Raw genomic sequence first — 15,904 nt, forward strand, 5'->3', positions numbered from 1 at the left:
ACAAAGGATTGCGCAAAAACCGGTTTATATGGGTCATTCAGCGCGCCTGCGTTACCGCCTCAACCATCCTAAGGGCGGTTTTGGTGGCCGCACATCCACCACGTGCCGTGCAACGTAAATCCGGATGCATCATCGCCCCGATTTTAACCGTCTGATCGACCAGTTCGTCATATCCCAACACAGCATCAAACCCGGCCAGAACCGCCATTGCCGATGAAAAGGCGTGCGACACCCCGGCGACATTACGCGCATGGCACGGAATTTCAACATCCCCACCCACCGGGTCACACACAAGGCCCAGCGTATTCATCAAACACATGCTTGCCGCGTCAAAACATTGCACAGGTGTTCCGCCAAATGCCTGCGCGACGCCAGCCGCTGCCATCGCCGCCGATGCGCCCGTTTCCACCGAACAGCCGCCGCATTCTGCGGCAAAGGTTCCGCGCGCCGCAAACACGGCCCCCACCAGCGCCATCACCTGCAACGCATCGGTGGCACCTTCCAGATCAATGCCATGCCGGATCAACCCATACAGCGCCCCCGGAACCACGCCTGCACTGCCCGCAGTTGGTGCGGCACAAACCAGTCCGCGATTAGAATCCCGTTCCATCGCCGAAAGCGCGCCTGCAATCGCATCCTGCAAAACCGCCCCGCCGAGCCCGGCGGGCAGATTGGCATCGCGAACCTTGCGTGCGCGAAGGGTTAAAAACCGCATCACATTGTCTTTGGGTTTGGCATCAAATCCTTCTGCCACCACGCGCAACATCAATTCACACCGTTCGCGAAAAAGCGCGCGCGTTGCATCTCGTGACAGTCCAAGACGCCTGGATTCCAGAACAAGTCCCGCCTCGGCAAGCGATCCGCCCTGCTGTTCGGCCACGGCAATCACCGCATCGCTGGTCGAAAACAGATCGTCAGTCGCACACACCGGATATTGCGAGGCCGCAGCGAAACGAACGTCTTTGATACCGTCCTGATCACGTAAAGAGGCTATCAACTTTGTATCGGGCAAGGCCTGCAAGGCAATTTCGCAGCGGTCATGATCCGGGTCTACCGATATGCAGAGCAACCTGTTGCCATTCTCAACAAGCCCGGCGGCAATATCATCCGACCGCACGCCGATATCAGAGCCCCAGACAAATACGCTTGCGGTTTTGCCTGTCAGAAAGACCGGTTCGCCATTCATCGCATCGATGTAGTACATCCCGCCGCCAACCGATGCACCGGCATAAAGATCGATGCGTTCCGTGCCATTCCGGTCGGTTACGGTTAGTTCAAGATCAACACGGTTGGGATGGTTGTTGTTTTCAAGTTCAATGATTTCAACACTAAACAGAAATCCCTCGCCACGCATCACACGCGGCAAAATGTCGCGATAATCCGCATCAGTCAGTGCTGCCCCGGCGAAACCGGCAGTAAAATTCTCGTCCGAGCTTTGGGCCTGATATACCGGCGCGAATGATCCGCGTGGATCAAACCGGACAATGGCCTGTTTCAAGACCTCGCCATCGCTGCATGACAACTCGCGTGCGACCTTCGCCATCATATAAGGCGCTGCGCAATGGGAACTGGACGGACCGCGCATCACGGGGCCGATCACGGAATTAAGCAGGCTGATTTCTTGCATGGCGGGGCAATCCGGGAAAATTGCATATGATTTCCGCGATGATCACCCGCCAGATGAACGAAAGCAATGGCCGAAACAAAAATCCCCGATCCTGAAAGATCAAAGACCGGGGATAATCGAAATCAACGCTGTTTGGTTTCCCATTCAGGATGGACGAAATATGGCGCATTTGATGGTGGCAACGGATCGCGTCCGCGAATGATATCTGCGGCCTTTTCCCCGATCATGATGGTCGGGGCATTCAAATTGCCCGATGCGATTGTCGGCATGATGGAACTGTCCACCACGCGCAGGCCTTCGATACCGTGCACGCGCGTTTTTTCATCCACCACGGCCATATCGTCGCTGCCCATCTTGCACGAACAGGACGGGTGATAGGCACTTTCGGCGTGATCGGCGACCCATGCATTGATTTCATCATCGGTCTGGATGTCCCTGCCCGGCGAAATTTCAATACCGCGCAGGTCCTTGAAGGCATCCTGTGCGAAAATCTCGCGGGTCAGACGCACGGATGCGCGCATTTCTTCCCAGTCTTCCGGATGGCTCATATAGTTCGGATCAACAATCGGGCGCTTTGCCGGATCGTTTGACGCCAACCGGACCGTGCCGCGCGATTTGGACCGCATTGGACCGACATGTGCCTGGAAACCATCCTTTTCGGCGGCTTTGGATCCGTTATAGTTAATCGCAGCCGGGATGAAATGATATTGCAGGTCAGGATGCTGAACACCCGCTTTTGAACGGATAAACCCACCGGCTTCAAAATGGTTGGTCGCACCAAGCCCGGTTTTGAAAAGATACCATTCCAACCCGATCTTGAATTTGTTCCAAGGATCAAGCTTGCTGTTCAGGCTGATCGGCTGGGTGCATTCCATCTGGACATAAAGTTCCAGATGGTCCTGAAGGTTTTCACCAACACCGGGGATATCGGCCACCACATCAATCCCGTGTTCGCGCAGATGTGCTGCCGGACCAACTCCAGACAACATCAAAAGCTTTGGCGAATTGATCGATCCTGCCGAAATAATCACCTCGCGCTCGACCGTCGCGCGTTTGAGTTCACCACGGTGGGTAAAATCAAGTCCGATGGCACGTTTTCCATCAAAAACAACGCGCTGCGCCAATGCTTTGTCATAAACGGTCAGGTTCGGACGTTTCATTGCCGGATGCAAATAGGCCCGTGCTGTGGACCAACGGCGGCCCTTGTAAACCGTCATATCCATCGTCCCCAGACCTTCCTGGCGATAGCCATTCTGATCGGGGGTAAATTCATAACCGGCTTCCTGCCCGGCCTTGATCCACGCCTTGTGCAACGGGTTTTTACAAGCCCCCGTGGTGACATGCAGCGGTCCATCTCCGCCATGATATTCGTCACCATTGGTGTCTTCGTTGCGCGTATCGGCCTTACGGAAATAAGGCAGGCACCGCGCATAATCCCATTCTTTTAACGCCGCATCCTGTTCCGCCCAGCGATTGTAATCAAGGGCATGACCACGGACATAGGCCATGCCGTTGATCGAACTGGATCCCCCAAACACCCGTCCACGCGGCGTTTCCATCCGGCGGTTGTTCAGGTTCGCCTGCGGTGTTGTCCAATAGGCCCAGTTATAGGTTTCGGACTGCATCGGATAAGACAATGCCGTTGGCATATGAATGCGCCAGTCCCACCAATGGTCAACCGGTCCTGCCTCTACCACCAGAACCTTGACTTCCGGGTCCTCGGTCAGACGGCTGGCCAGAACGGCACCGGCGGAACCGGAACCGACAATAACGTAATCGTACTTTTCCGTGGTGGTCGGCGTATTCATGCTTTTTCCTTATCTTCAACAGGTTGCAGGCAGCCATTCACAGTCAGGAACCGTGATCAATAAGGCGCCTCGACGTCACCGGTTTCGACATAGACGGATTTGATCCGGGTATAATGTTCAATCGCGGCCCGGCCATTTTCGCGGCCCACTCCGGATTTCTTGACCCCGCCGAACGGCATTTCAATCGGCGTGATATTATAGGTATTGATCCAGCAGGTTCCCGCCTCAAGCCGGGCAACAACCCGGTGCCCGCGCGACAGGTCCCTGGTAAAGACCCCCGCAGCCAGACCATACTGGGTATCATTGGCACGTTTGATGACTTCGTCTTCATCCATGAAGGTCAGGACCGACATCACCGGCCCAAAGATTTCCTCGCGCACGATGGCCATGTCATCGGTACAATTGGTAAAAATGGTCGGAGCAACAAACATCCCACCTTCGGGCATGTTTTCGGTCACCGCATGACCGCCCAGAACGCATTTTGCGCCCTCGCCCTTGCCGGTTTCGATATAGGACATGATCTTGTCGAACTGCGCCCTGGTCACAATTGGACCAACCTGGGTTTCCGGCTTTTCCGGATCACCAAGAACAAGGTTCTTGCTCCGCGCAATCAGCTTTTCGATGAAGACATCGGCAACGCTTTCATGGACGAAAACGCGCGTGCCGTTCGAACAAATCTGCCCGGATGAATAGAAATTCGCCATCTGCGCGCCCGATACTGCGTTATCCAGATCGGCATCTTCAAACACGATCATCGGCGATTTGCCGCCAAGCTCCATGGTCACGGCCTTCATGCCGCCTGCGGCAACTGCGGCGACCTTGGCACCGGTCTCGGCCGAGCCGGTCAACGAGATTTTATCAACGCCCGGATGTTCGACCAGTGCCGCACCACAAGCACGCGCGCCCTGAACAACGTTGTAAACCCCATCGGGAAGACCTGCTTGCTGCAATGCCTCGGCCACGGCAATCGCCGAAAGCGGAGTGACTTCGGAGGGTTTGTAAACAACCACGTTTCCGCACGCCAATGCCGGTGCGGCTTTCCAGCAGGCAATCTGGATCGGATAGTTCCACGCACCAATGGCACCGCAAACGCCAACCGCCTCGCGCCGGGTATAGGCAAAATTGCCGCCAAGATCGATATGCTCGCCCGATAGGCTTCCGGCCACACCGGCAAAATATTCAAGGCATTCGACACCGGAAATCACATCCACGATTTCAGTTTCCTGAATGGCACGGCCCGTATCACGGGTTTCTACCAGCGCCAATTCATCGTTACGGTCCCGCAGGATTTGGGCAGCCTTGAACAAAACGCGCGCCCGTTGAGCCGCGGGCGTGTTTTTCCAGATTTCAAAACCGGCACGTGCAGCCTTCACTGCGGCATCAACATCGGCAGCGGTGCTTTCCTTACCCTTGGCAAGGACCTTATTGGTCGCGGGGTTCAGCGTGACCATTTCCGCACCCGAACCGGCAACTTTTTTGCCATTGATGAAGTTCTGGATCTGATAAAGGCTCATGTCGAAACTCCTGCAGGCCACACCGGAAACGGGCAGCCCTTTTGTAAGTGTATGTCTCTTGACTAGCGCGCGGGCGAACTCGCCAGATGCAGGTGCATGGTATCAAGCACCATTTTCCGCGCCGCCGCGACATTGGCGCGTCCCGGCGTCAACCCGGACCGCACCCAGATGCCGTCGATCATGGCAGCAGTCACCGCCGCAATTTCTTCGGCCCGCTGATCGGTTGTCAGCCGGCGCAACTCATGGCGTAAATTCGATGCCAGTCGCTTGAAATAGACCGCATTCAGGCGGCGCAGTGGATCGGAAAACGGCACCTGCGACCAGAATGACAACCACGCACCAATCACCTGCGGCGTGAATTGCGCTTCGTTGAAATTGGTATCAACAATCGCTTCAAGGCGTTCGTGGGGTGTTTTTGCCTTGGCAACGCGGCCCAGAAAATCGCTACGCAATTCCTGCATCAAAAACCGCATCGTTGCTTCCAGAAGCGCATTTTTACCACCGAAATAGTGCGAAATAATTCCTGACGACATTCCCGCCGCCCCGGCAATCCGACTGATCGTGGTATCGGCAAAACCAAAGCGGTGAATGGTCTCGATCGTGGCATCGATCAGTTGCCTGCGGCGAACAGGCTGCATTCCAACCTTGGGCATTACTAATCCAATTCTAAGCGATCCGAAGGACTTAGGCCTGTCTGGTGACGCAAATGCGACTTTTTCGCCCTTCGCAATTGACCTTGGGGGAATATGCTGTATTTTAATTGAACAATCAATCAATAAAAAACGCCGTCTTTTGCGGCGCGACGTTCGCAGGGAAAGTGCCTTGGTTGCGCGGCTTTACGGCTGTTTTTATGATTATTCCGGTCTATGTGACCGGGTTCAAGGGACCCGATCACATGGTTTTGGACGAATGTTCACGGTGCCAAATGCGCATCGCGTCACATGCGTCTGGCCTCCGGAACCGAAAGTCTGATGGCGACGTTATTGTCACCATCAGTAACCGCTAGGTCCATACAAGGGAGAACCATAAACATGACCACACGCTCCACCATTGGCCGTCTTCTTGGCACCACTGTCATTGCCACCACCCTTCTGGGGGTGGCCGGTGCGCAAGCGGCTGATAGCGATGCCTGTAAAACCGTAACATTCTCTGATGTTGGCTGGACCGACATCACCGCCACCACGGCAACCGCATCGGTAATTCTCGAAGCAATTGGCTACGACGCTGAAACCGAACTTCTTTCCGTTCCTGTCACTTACACCAGCCTTGCCAACGGGGACGTTGACGTCTTCCTCGGCAACTGGATGCCGACAATGGCAGCAGATATTGCGCCTTACCTGGAAAAGAAAACCGTCGTCAGCACCGGTGCCAACCTTGAGGGCGCTAAATATACGCTGGCTGTTTCGAAAAATGCCTATGATGCGGGCCTCAAGGATTTCGCCGACATCGCCAAGTTCAAGGATCAGCTTGATGGCGAAATTTACGGGATCGAGCCGGGCAATGACGGCAACCGCCTGATCCAGGACATGATCGACAACGACCAGTTCGGCCTCAAGGGCTTTGAACTTGTTGAATCTTCCGAACAGGGCATGCTGGCCGAAGTCAAACGCAAATCGGCACGTGACAAATTCATCGTTTTCCTTGGCTGGGAACCGCACCCGATGAATGCCAAATACGACATGGCCTATCTTGATGGTGGCGATGACGTATTTGGTCCTAATTTCGGGGGTGCTACGGTTCATACCAACCTGCGCGCCGGTTACACTGACGATTGCCCGAATGCCGGTAAATTCGTCACCAACCTGAAATTCAGCCTCGATATGGAAAACCAGATCATGGATGCCATCCTGAACGAAGGCACCGATCCGGAAAAAGCGGCAACCGCATGGCTTAAAACCAATCCGGATGCCGCGATGGCCTGGCTTGACGGTGTTACCACCTTTGACGGTGGCGATGCCAAGGCAGCGCTTAAAGATGAACTCGGTCTCTAGGGTCCAGCTTCGAATTCATAATGCCGGTACGTTGCCATCATCACGGGCAGCGTATCGGCACATTTTCTTTGTTCAAATAATGGAAAAATCCAATGGAATGGCTCACGGAAACTAAAATTCCGCTGGGACGGTGGATTGCATCCCTTATGGATGCGCTTAACGAGCATGCCGACTTCGTGTTTTACACCATCTCGGACGTTCTTGAATTCATTATCGAAAACACAGTCGATCTGCTGGTCTGGTTGCCCCCGTTTCTGATTATCGCGCTGTTTGGTGTGCTGGCTGCATGGCTGCACAAATCATGGAAACTGACGGCCTTTACCGTTCTTTCCCTGCTTCTGATCGTCAATCTCGGCTATTGGGAAGCCACCATGGAAACGCTCGCACTTGTGATCTATGCGACGCTGTTCTGCATGGTAATAGGGGTGCCGCTTGGTGTGGCATCCGCGCATCGTCCCTGGCTTTATCAGGCCTTGCGTCCGGTTCTCGACCTGATGCAGACGATCCCAACCTTTGTCTATCTGATCCCGACCCTGATCCTGTTTGGTCTTGGCGTGGTTCCAGGCCTGATTTCGACCGTGATCTTTGCCATCGCCGCCCCGATCCGCCTGACGCATCTTGGCATCGCCAGCACGCCCAAGGCATTGATCGAAGCAGGCAAAAGCTTTGGCTGCACCCCGCGCCAGTTGCTGTTCAAGGTCGAATTGCCCTCTGCCATGCCATCCATCATGGCGGGCCTGACCCAGTGCATCATGCTGTCACTGTCCATGGTGGTTATTGCCGCTCTTGTCGGGGCTGATGGACTTGGCAAACCGGTTGTTCGCGCCCTTAATACGGTCAATATCGCCCAGGGCTTCGAGGCCGGCCTTGCAATTGTGATCCTTGCCATTGTGCTGGATCGCATCTGCCGCCGCGACAAATCTGAAAATACGGGGCAGTAATCATGAGCAATGCTGTTGAATTTGATAATATCGACGTCATTTTCGGGGACAAGCAGGCGGAATCGCTCGCCCTCCTCGACGCCGGTAAAAATCGTGACGAAATAGCCAAGGCCACAGGCAATATCCTTGGCGTTGCCAATGTCAGCTTTGATGTCCCGCAGGGTGAAATCTGCGTCCTGATGGGGCTTTCGGGTTCGGGAAAATCGTCGCTGCTGCGCTGCGTAAATGGGCTTAACCGTGTTTCACGCGGATCGCTTCGGGTGCATGATGGTGATTGGATGGTCGATGTCACCAGTTGTGATGCCAATACGCTGCGCGACCTCAGGCGCAAATGCGTTGCGATGGTGTTCCAGCAATTCGGCCTGTTCCCGTGGCGCACCGTCGAAGACAATGTCGGCTTTGGCCTTGAACTTGATGGTATGGGGCCGAAGGAACGCCGCGAAATAGTGCGTGAAAAACTGGCTCTTGTCGGGCTGGATCAGTGGGCAGGCAAGTATGCTCACGAACTTTCAGGCGGCATGCAGCAGCGTGTCGGACTTGCACGCGCCTTTGCCACCGATGCACCAATCCTTCTGATGGATGAACCGTTTTCGGCCCTTGATCCGCTGATCCGTAACCGCCTGCAGGACGAGCTTCTTGATCTTCAGGAAAAGCTCAACAAAACCATCCTGTTTGTCAGTCATGATTTGGACGAGGCCATGAAACTTGGCAATTCGATTGCCATCATGGAAGGCGGCTATGTCGTGCAGCACGGCACGCCCGAAGACATCGCCCTTCGTCCGGCCAATGAATATGTCGCTGATTTCGTCGCCCATATGAACCCGGTCAATATCCTACGCGGTCGCGCCATCATGCACCGTGTTGACAGGGACCAGCGCAACGATACCGGTGAACTTCCTGTCGAGGACGAAGACATCCGCATCACGCTTCAGGACGGAATCATCAAGGCGGCCCATAATGGCAAACGGGGCGAGCTGCGACTGATCAACTATAATGGCGAATTGCCTGCCGATCTGGATGCGACGGACAATTCGGTCATCTTTGTTGCGGATGATACCGTACTTCTCAAAGACCTGATCGAAATGCGCAGCATCACCCAGAACCCGGTTCTGCTCACCCGCGAGGGACGCATTTCAGGCACTCTGGGTCGCAAGGAATTCTTTGAAAGCCTGACGCAAACAGCGACCGTCGCAGACTGACCCTCAAAAAAGGCGCCCCACAAACCGGGCGCCTTTTTTAATAATACTATTGAACTTCTCGTTTATCCGCCGGTTACCGGCGGGAACAGTGCGATTTCACTCGCACCGCGTACATCCCGATCGCCCTGCGCATATTCCTGATCAACGGCAACCCGAATAATCGCCGGATCGGCCAATGCATCGGCGAAATTCGCCCCCCTGCCCGGCATCCATGCCAGAAGGTCGGCAACGGTTTTTACATTTTCCGGCAGTTCAACATCTTCCTCGGCCATGCCGATACGGTCTTTGACCCAGGAAAAATAAACCAGCTTCATCTTCTATCCCGTGCGCTTGAAATCCGTGTTTGGCCGCATGCTTGCGCAAACAGGGATATAGCGCAAGCGCAGATACTGTTTTCTCCCCGGAATTCTAAAACGAAAGCATCGCTAAAGCCGATCTCGGCCAGATGACATGTCAATCAACTCCCTGATCGGCAGGTCTATCAAACTTGCAGCAAGCCAATTTTTAACGTATATAATTAAAATCACCATACAAAAATAATAGTAACTTACAATTCACATATCCAGGGAGACTACGCATGCCAAGAATCATCACTCGCAGAAAAGCTATCGCCTCAGGGCTCGCTGCATTGGGTACAATCGCAATGCTTGGACTGGGAAATGTGGCGTCGGCTGCCGATGCAACCAAGTTGCGCTTCTCCGCTGTCTTTTCGGAACAAGACATCCGTGCAGACATGATGAAGAAACTCGCCGGGGCGCTGGGCGACAAGTACGAGTTCGAACTTTATTACGGTGGCAACCTGTTTAAACAGACCACCGAAATCCTTGCGATTCAGCGCGGGAACCTTGAAATGGGTAACGTTGCACCGCAAGATATTGCCACCCAGATTCCAGCCTTCTCGATCCTGAGTTCGGCCTATCTATTCCGTGACGCTGATCACCTGCGGAAATTTTTCGCAAGTGACGCCGGGACCGAAATGAAAACGATGGCCGAAGAACAGCTTGGCATCCACATTCTGGGCCCGACCTATTTCGGCACCCGCCAGGTCGGTCTGCGTATCGACAAAAAAATAAACACGCCCGAGGACATGGCAGGCGTCAAGCTTCGCATGCCCGGCGGGGATGCATGGCAGTTTTTGGGCAAGGCCCTGGGTGCAAACCCGACCCCGATGGCCTATGCCGAAGTTTACACAGGTTTGCAAACCGGGGCGATTGACGGTCAGGACAACCCCCTGCCCAACGTACAGAACATGAAGTTCTATGAAGTCATGAACCAGATCGCGATGACCTCCCATCTTGTCGGGTATGACCTTCTGGTCGTCTCGGCCAAGGTGTGGGAAGGCATGAGCGCCGAAGAACAGGACGCCTTCCAGAATGCCGCCGACGAGGCGATCAACTGGAGCCAGGAACAGCACCTGAAGAAGGAAAAGGAACTGTCCGATTTCCTCAAGGAACAGGGGTTGGAGATTTATACGCCTGACGTCGACGCATTCCGCGCCCATGCCCAGAAGATGTACCTTGAGTCCGAGCTTTCAAAAGACTGGCCGGAAGGTATGCTTGAGCGCATCAACGCGCTTTAAGCATCCGCAGCCTGAATGAAACCAAAGGTGTGTGGGGTTTTGGCCCCGCACACCGCGGACCGGATTACGATACATGACGGACAGAATCAGACAGGTCGGCCTATGGCTGCACCGTCGGGCAGAAAATATCGCAGCATTGATGCTGGCTGTGATGTTTGGTGCTTTCATTGTTCAGGTGGCGTTCCGCTATCTTCTGAACTTCCCCATCGGTGGTGCATCCGAACTTACCATCATCATGTGGCTCTGGATCGTTCTGTGGGGCGCTGCTTTTGTCGTGCGCGAACGGGACGAAATCCGTTTTGACATTATTTATAGCGCGGTAAGTCCGAAAGTTCGCCGTGGGATGACCGTTGTAGCGGCACTTGTGCTTCTGTTTCTTTATGGCATATCGCTGCCCGCGACCTGGGATTTCGTGACTTTCATGAAAATCCAGAAATCATCATATCTTGATATCCGGTTCGACTGGCTTTTTTCAATGTATGTGATCTTCGCCGTTGCCGTACTGATGCGGTACTTGTGGATTCTCGTTACGGCAGTTCGGGGCAAGAGCGGAAAACATGAATTCCTTCCCAAAGAAGCTCATGAAACCATAGAACATTCCGAAACGGATACCCGCCCATGAGCCTTGCTGATCCTTTCACTCTTTGCATCGTCTCAATCATATTCCTCAGCCTGCTGGGCCTTCCGATCGGACATGCGATGATTGCGTCATCCATTCTGTATCTGCTGCTGTCCGGTCTGGATATGGGCACCGCCTCCGAACAGCTTCTGAACGGAATGTTTTCAAGCTACATTCTGCTTGCAGTCCCGCTGTTCATCCTTGCTGCCGAACTGATGAATTCGGGCTCTATGACAATCCGCCTGCTGGCGTTCTGTAATGCTGTCGTGGGGCGTTTTCCCGGCGGCCTTGCGCTGGTGAATGTCGTCCAAAGCATCATTTTTGCAGGGATGTCAGGCTCGGCACTTGCCGATGCGGCAGGTACGGGCAAACTGATGCAGCGCATGATGACCAAGGACGGAAGATATCCGCCTGCATTTGCTGCGGCACTGACCGCTGCATCGTCCGTGATCGGCCCGATCATTCCGCCGTCAATCCCGATGGTCGTTTATGCGCTCGTTTCCGACGCATCGATCGGTTACCTGTTTCTTGCGGGCGTTGTACCAGGCATCATCATGGGCCTGTTTCAGGCCGGATATATTCTTGTATCCGCGCGGCGTCGCGCCTTCCCGGTCGAGGCCCCTGTCCCCTTGCATGAACTGCCAAAAGTAACCCTTAATGCGTTCCCGGCCCTGATGATGCCGGTTGTTCTTTTGGGTGGTATTTACGGCGGCATTACTACACCAACCGAAGCCGCTGCAATTGCAGCGCTTTATGCCTTGCTTGTGTCGACCTTCATCTATCGCAGCATCAGCTTGGGTGACCTTTATAATTCTTTGCTGTCAAGTGCACGGACAACAACATCAATCGGCATGCTGATCGCCGGGGCAATGGTGTTCAACTACGTCGTCACCGTCGAAAATATTCCGTCTGCACTTAATGTATGGCTGGCTGGGTTTGATCTATCACCACTGACCTTCCTTTTGATGGTCAATGCGATCCTTCTGGTGCTGGGCTGCCTACTGGAAGGAACGACGATCCTTCTGGTAATCGTGCCGGTATTCATTCCCACGGCAAATACGCTTGGCATTGATCTGGTTCATTTTGGCGTGGTCTGCGTCATTAACATCATGCTGGGGCTGATTACCCCCCCTTATGGCTTGCTGTTATTCGTCATGACGGCCATTTCCGGACGCCCTTTGCGCGAAATCGTACGCGAAATAATGCCCTTCCTTGTCGCGATGCTTTTTGCGTTGCTGTTATTCACACTGGTGCCCGATATCGCACTCTGGTTGCCCAGACTTTTTGGCTATAACGGTTAAGAGATTCCCCATGTCAAAACCCATCTATATTCTTAACGGACCGAACCTGAACCGTCTGGGCAGGCGCGAACCCGAAATTTACGGCCGCACCACCCTGGCCGATATCGAGGCAATGTGCCGTAATGCTGCCGGCGACACCGATGTTGAATTCCGGCAAAGCAATTCGGAAACGCAGTTGATCGAATGGATCCACGAAGCCACGGATAATGCGGCAGGACTGATCATCAATCCGGCCGCATATACCTTTACCTCAATGGCAATCATGGACGCGTTAAAGATGTTTTCCGCCCCGGCCATTGAACTGCACATATCCAATATTCACCGACGTGAATCAATGTATCACCATTCATTGATGTCCGGTGTTGTTACATCGGTCATCGCCGGTTTGGGCGCTCGCGGTTATCCAACCGCGGTGCAGGTATTGAAAGAAATGATCCGCGAAACACAGACGGTCGCGGCCTAGGCCGGAATTTTGCCGGTGCCGAGCACGTGGTTCAGTCCGCTTTCCACATGGCTGGTAAGCAACGCAACTGCGCCCTCGGCATCGCGCGCAATCACCAGATCGCGCAGGCGGGCATGTTCTTCGGCCGCCGGTTTCCCACGAAAATCAAGAACCAGCATGTGATAACGCAGGAAACGGTCGAAAGCGGTTGAATGCGCCGCCATCATCGCGGGCGACGCACAGGCAGAAATGGTCGCATGATGAAATTCCCAATCCTGCTGCACCCATTGCTCAACCTGGCTCATGTCACCTTCGATCAGCTTGGTTTCCACCACTTTGAGCATGTAGTGGGATGAAACAACTCGTGCCTCCCACTGCAGATCCCCTGTTGCGATTGATTGCCGCAAGGCATGCGTTTCCAGCAGCAGACGCAAGGCTGCGATATCGCGAAGACCGGCTTCGGAAATACCGGTGACTTCAAACCCCCGCTGCCCTTCTGCAACAACAAAGTTCTCTGCCGCCAGCCGACTGAGGATTTCGCGCAAGGTCGAAACAGCAACACCATAATGCGATTTTAGTTGATCAAGACGCAACTTCTGCCCCGGCTTCAACCGCCCTCGGATGATATCCGACCGGATATTGCGAAAGGCAATATCACCAACGGTTTCGTTATCAGAAGGCAGGAATAAGGACTTGTGTTTCATCTTTGGCTAGATCTCTGAAAGGGTGGCAATCTGGTCATAATAGGCTTTGGAACTGATATTTTTTAAAATACCAGATAAAATAGGGAAATAAAGATCATTTGGCAAAATTCGTAGTATTTCAGGAAATGAGCCTGAAAGTATCAAGAGGCATTTTTCAGCATAAAGCCTGACATAACTCCCGTTTGGTCATATTGTTGAAATCCTTACGGATAAACAAAATAACCATCTGGCGCACTGCCAAGCCGCCCGGTCAGGTTTTCAATAAAAAACCGTTCCGCCCGGCCAAGCGACATGCGCGGATTGGTCACCAGATAGATATCAATTGCCGGCGGCGCATCATAGGGTGGCAGGCGCCATAACTGCCCGCGTTCCATCGCGTTTTGCACGACATGGATCGGCAACGGACCAATACCAAGCCCGGCATTGATCAGGCGGCGGACTTCTTCAAGATGCGGGCTGGTGGCGATCACCTTGCCTTTCATGCCTTCGCGCGCGCGCAATACCGCAACCGGGGCCAGCGCATCGGAAAGCTGATCGGTGGAAAACGATACAAATGCTTCGCTACGCAGATCGGCAAGTGTCAGGTTTTCCCGACCAAACAAATGATGTGTCGGCCCGCAAAAGAACCCGAAATGTTCACGATACAGTTTGCGATATTCCAGCCGGGGATGCTGTTCATTCACCAGACAAATGCCGAAACTTGCCTGCTGGGACAGGACCTGACTTGTTACATGGGCGGATGTCGCGACGTTGATTTCATAGGTGACTTCGGGATGTTCGCGATTGAATTCAAACAACGCATCGTCAAGCGGCGGAAACACCACATGACTTGCCAGCCACAAATGCAAATGCCCGCTAAGCTGATTGCCACTGTCCGACATCACATCGGAAAGTCGACCAATCGCCCCGCAAATCTCGCGGCATTCGTGATAAAGCGCCAATCCCTGTTCGGTGACCTCAAACCGGCCGCGTTCCCGGTCAATCAGGCGCGCGCCGATCTGATCTTCAAGCCGTTTAAGCGCATTGCTGACACTGGGCTGGCGCAAAAGCAGCCGGTTGGCCGCCCCGGTGATCGACCGTTCTTCGACAATCACCGTAAAGGTATGCAACAGGTTCCAGTCGAATTGCCGTTTTAAAAGGTCGCTCATTTCCCCACCCATAGCAATTGGCTATGCAATCCATTCTACTTATCTATTTGCGCTATGTGCAAGTCTGGGGTGAAATGATCAGACATATTCATTCACGGCCAGATAACCGCGCATGGCAAGCAATTGCCAGAGCACAATAACGGGAGGCAAAAATGGCCGCAGATGTAGCCGGGGCACGCAGAACGCCCTGGGTCCTGCTATCGCCGTCACTGGCGACGATATCGCTGCTATTGATCATCCCGATGATGTTCATCGTGGTTTATTCATTCTGGCTGCGCACCGCGACCGGTGCTGATCAGGTCGGATTTTATCTTGATAACTGGATCGAAGTGCTTGGCGACAGGTTTTACCGCGATATTCTGTTTCAGACCTTTGCCATTGCCTTTTACACCACGGTGATCTGCGCGCTGGTCGGCTATATCCCGGCCTATTTCGTTGCCAACACCCCGATGAAATCGAAGACTTTCCTGCTGTTGATGCTGATGCTGCCCTTCTGGATCAGCTACATCATCCGCACCATGTCGTGGATCAACATCCTTGGCACGTCGGGCGCGCTCAACACATTGATGATCTCGCTTGGTATCATCGATGAACCGATCCAGATGCTCTACAATCAGACCACGGTTATTCTGGGTCTTGTGCATTATCTGCTGCCCTTCATGATCCTGAATGTCTATGTCAGCCTGGATGGTATCGACAAGAACCTGACTGAAGCAGCCAAAAGCCTTGGCTGCACCGGCTGGCAGGCCTTCCGCGAAGTCACCCTGCCGCTGTCCTTCCCCGGTCTCGCCGCCGGATCGCTGTTATGTTTTGTTCTGGCCGCGGGGACCTATATCACCCCGATCGTTCTGGGCGGGCCACGCGATGCGATGTTTGCCAATCTCGTGTTCGAGGCCATCGTCACACAGCTTAACTGGCCTCTGGGCTCCGCCCTTTCGCTTGTCCTGCTGGCGCTTCTGGGTGCGCTGGTTGTCATTTACACCCGTTATCTTGGCGTCGATCAGATCGCCAAAAGCTTCAAATAGGGGGAA

15 protein-coding genes are annotated in these 15,904 nt (G+C 54.0%); 8 read left to right on the plus strand and 7 right to left on the minus strand.

The genetic code is table 11. The features are described 5' to 3' along the window. Positions 1-37: 37 nt before the first annotated feature. The 4 genes from TH5_RS05620 to betI form a co-directional block, all read right to left on the minus strand. A complete protein-coding gene (locus tag TH5_RS05620; protein ID WP_114121025.1) occupies positions 38-1,627 on the minus strand; it encodes an L-serine ammonia-lyase, iron-sulfur-dependent, subunit alpha in 1,590 nt (529 codons plus the stop codon). 122 nt (positions 1,628-1,749) lie between these two features. Beyond that, positions 1,750-3,435: a choline dehydrogenase gene (gene betA / locus TH5_RS05625; protein ID WP_114121026.1), complete on the minus strand. Its 1,686-nt coding sequence runs from the start codon at positions 3,433-3,435 to the stop codon at positions 1,750-1,752. 56 nt (positions 3,436-3,491) lie between these two features. Beyond that, positions 3,492-4,949 carry a betaine-aldehyde dehydrogenase gene (betB, locus tag TH5_RS05630; RefSeq protein WP_114121027.1) on the minus strand — a complete coding sequence of 486 codons (1,458 nt, stop codon included), beginning with the start codon at positions 4,947-4,949 and terminating at the stop codon, positions 3,492-3,494. Between the two features lie 62 nt (positions 4,950-5,011). Beyond that, positions 5,012-5,602, minus strand: a complete 591-nt coding sequence (gene betI / locus TH5_RS05635; protein WP_114121028.1) for a choline-binding transcriptional repressor BetI — start codon at positions 5,600-5,602, stop codon at positions 5,012-5,014. A gap of 378 nt (positions 5,603-5,980) precedes the next feature. Here betI and TH5_RS05640 point away from each other — a divergent pair, with 378 nt between their 5' ends. The 3 genes from TH5_RS05640 (at position 5,981) to choV (ending at position 9,080) form a co-directional block, all read left to right on the plus strand. After that, on the plus strand, positions 5,981-6,940 hold the full coding sequence (locus tag TH5_RS05640) for a choline ABC transporter substrate-binding protein (RefSeq protein ID WP_114121029.1): 960 nt from the start codon (positions 5,981-5,983) through the stop codon (positions 6,938-6,940). Between the two features lie 92 nt (positions 6,941-7,032). Next, positions 7,033-7,881: a choline ABC transporter permease subunit gene (gene choW / locus TH5_RS05645; protein WP_114121030.1), complete on the plus strand. Its 849-nt coding sequence runs from the start codon at positions 7,033-7,035 to the stop codon at positions 7,879-7,881. Positions 7,882-7,883: 2 nt separating this feature from the next. Next, positions 7,884-9,080 (plus strand): choline ABC transporter ATP-binding protein, encoded by a 1,197-nt coding sequence (gene choV / locus TH5_RS05650; protein WP_114121031.1) that lies wholly within the window; start codon positions 7,884-7,886, stop codon positions 9,078-9,080. 62 nt (positions 9,081-9,142) lie between these two features. Here the strand turns inward: choV and moaD are convergent, their stop codons facing one another. Continuing rightward, positions 9,143-9,394 (minus strand): molybdopterin converting factor subunit 1, encoded by a 252-nt coding sequence (gene moaD, locus TH5_RS05655; RefSeq protein ID WP_114121032.1) that lies wholly within the window; start codon positions 9,392-9,394, stop codon positions 9,143-9,145. Between the two features lie 329 nt (positions 9,395-9,723). Between moaD and TH5_RS05660 the strand changes: the two genes are divergently transcribed. The 4 genes from TH5_RS05660 to aroQ all read left to right on the plus strand — a co-directional run bounded on the left by TH5_RS05660 (position 9,724) and on the right by aroQ (position 13,042). Then, positions 9,724-10,659 carry a sialic acid TRAP transporter substrate-binding protein SiaP gene (locus TH5_RS05660; protein ID WP_208638406.1) on the plus strand — a complete coding sequence of 312 codons (936 nt, stop codon included), beginning with the start codon at positions 9,724-9,726 and terminating at the stop codon, positions 10,657-10,659. Positions 10,660-10,732: 73 nt separating this feature from the next. Next, positions 10,733-11,281: a TRAP transporter small permease gene (locus TH5_RS05665; RefSeq protein WP_114121034.1), complete on the plus strand. Its 549-nt coding sequence runs from the start codon at positions 10,733-10,735 to the stop codon at positions 11,279-11,281. Continuing rightward, a complete protein-coding gene (locus tag TH5_RS05670) occupies positions 11,278-12,579 on the plus strand; it encodes a TRAP transporter large permease (RefSeq protein ID WP_114121035.1) in 1,302 nt (433 codons plus the stop codon). Before TH5_RS05665 ends, TH5_RS05670 begins: the two co-directional genes overlap by 4 nt. Before the next feature lie 10 nt (positions 12,580-12,589). Continuing rightward, complete coding sequence (gene aroQ / locus TH5_RS05675) at positions 12,590-13,042, plus strand: type II 3-dehydroquinate dehydratase (RefSeq protein ID WP_114121036.1); 453 nt, start codon at positions 12,590-12,592, stop codon at positions 13,040-13,042. On the opposite strand, the gene TH5_RS05680 is transcribed toward aroQ, so the two are convergent. Together TH5_RS05680 and TH5_RS05685 are read right to left on the minus strand one after the other, a co-directional pair. Further along, positions 13,039-13,725 carry a GntR family transcriptional regulator gene (locus tag TH5_RS05680; protein WP_062953108.1) on the minus strand — a complete coding sequence of 229 codons (687 nt, stop codon included), beginning with the start codon at positions 13,723-13,725 and terminating at the stop codon, positions 13,039-13,041. The genes aroQ and TH5_RS05680 overlap by 4 nt on opposite strands. 203 nt (positions 13,726-13,928) lie before the next feature. Continuing rightward, entirely contained in the window at positions 13,929-14,873 is a 945-nt protein-coding gene (locus TH5_RS05685) for a LysR family transcriptional regulator (protein WP_244204823.1), read from the minus strand. A 152-nt stretch (positions 14,874-15,025) separates the two neighbouring features. Between TH5_RS05685 and TH5_RS05690 the strand changes: the two genes are divergently transcribed. Continuing rightward, complete coding sequence (locus TH5_RS05690) at positions 15,026-15,898, plus strand: ABC transporter permease (RefSeq protein ID WP_114121038.1); 873 nt, start codon at positions 15,026-15,028, stop codon at positions 15,896-15,898. Positions 15,899-15,904 lie beyond the last annotated feature (6 nt).

The organism is Thalassospira xianhensis MCCC 1A02616 (genome assembly GCF_003326475.1).
Classification (GTDB): domain Bacteria; phylum Pseudomonadota; class Alphaproteobacteria; order Rhodospirillales; family Thalassospiraceae; genus Thalassospira; species Thalassospira xianhensis.

What these genes read in the sequence shown, in the direction of transcription:
- TH5_RS05620 (WP_114121025.1), bottom strand. Translation starts at nt 1,627, where the DNA reads ATGCAAGAAATCAGCCTGCTTAATTCCGTGATCGGCCCCGTGATGCGC.
- betA (WP_114121026.1), bottom strand. Translation starts at nt 3,435, where the DNA reads ATGAATACGCCGACCACCACGGAAAAGTACGATTACGTTATTGTCGGT.
- betB (WP_114121027.1), bottom strand. Translation starts at nt 4,949, where the DNA reads ATGAGCCTTTATCAGATCCAGAACTTCATCAATGGCAAAAAAGTTGCC.
- betI (WP_114121028.1), bottom strand. Translation starts at nt 5,602, where the DNA reads ATGCCCAAGGTTGGAATGCAGCCTGTTCGCCGCAGGCAACTGATCGAT.
- TH5_RS05640 (WP_114121029.1), top strand. Translation starts at nt 5,981, where the DNA reads ATGACCACACGCTCCACCATTGGCCGTCTTCTTGGCACCACTGTCATT.
- choW (WP_114121030.1), top strand. Translation starts at nt 7,033, where the DNA reads ATGGAATGGCTCACGGAAACTAAAATTCCGCTGGGACGGTGGATTGCA.
- choV (WP_114121031.1), top strand. Translation starts at nt 7,884, where the DNA reads ATGAGCAATGCTGTTGAATTTGATAATATCGACGTCATTTTCGGGGAC.
- moaD (WP_114121032.1), bottom strand. Translation starts at nt 9,394, where the DNA reads ATGAAGCTGGTTTATTTTTCCTGGGTCAAAGACCGTATCGGCATGGCC.
- TH5_RS05660 (WP_208638406.1), top strand. Translation starts at nt 9,724, where the DNA reads ATGCTTGGACTGGGAAATGTGGCGTCGGCTGCCGATGCAACCAAGTTG.
- TH5_RS05665 (WP_114121034.1), top strand. Translation starts at nt 10,733, where the DNA reads ATGACGGACAGAATCAGACAGGTCGGCCTATGGCTGCACCGTCGGGCA.
- TH5_RS05670 (WP_114121035.1), top strand. Translation starts at nt 11,278, where the DNA reads ATGAGCCTTGCTGATCCTTTCACTCTTTGCATCGTCTCAATCATATTC.
- aroQ (WP_114121036.1), top strand. Translation starts at nt 12,590, where the DNA reads ATGTCAAAACCCATCTATATTCTTAACGGACCGAACCTGAACCGTCTG.
- TH5_RS05680 (WP_062953108.1), bottom strand. Translation starts at nt 13,725, where the DNA reads ATGAAACACAAGTCCTTATTCCTGCCTTCTGATAACGAAACCGTTGGT.
- TH5_RS05685 (WP_244204823.1), bottom strand. Translation starts at nt 14,873, where the DNA reads ATGAGCGACCTTTTAAAACGGCAATTCGACTGGAACCTGTTGCATACC.
- TH5_RS05690 (WP_114121038.1), top strand. Translation starts at nt 15,026, where the DNA reads ATGGCCGCAGATGTAGCCGGGGCACGCAGAACGCCCTGGGTCCTGCTA.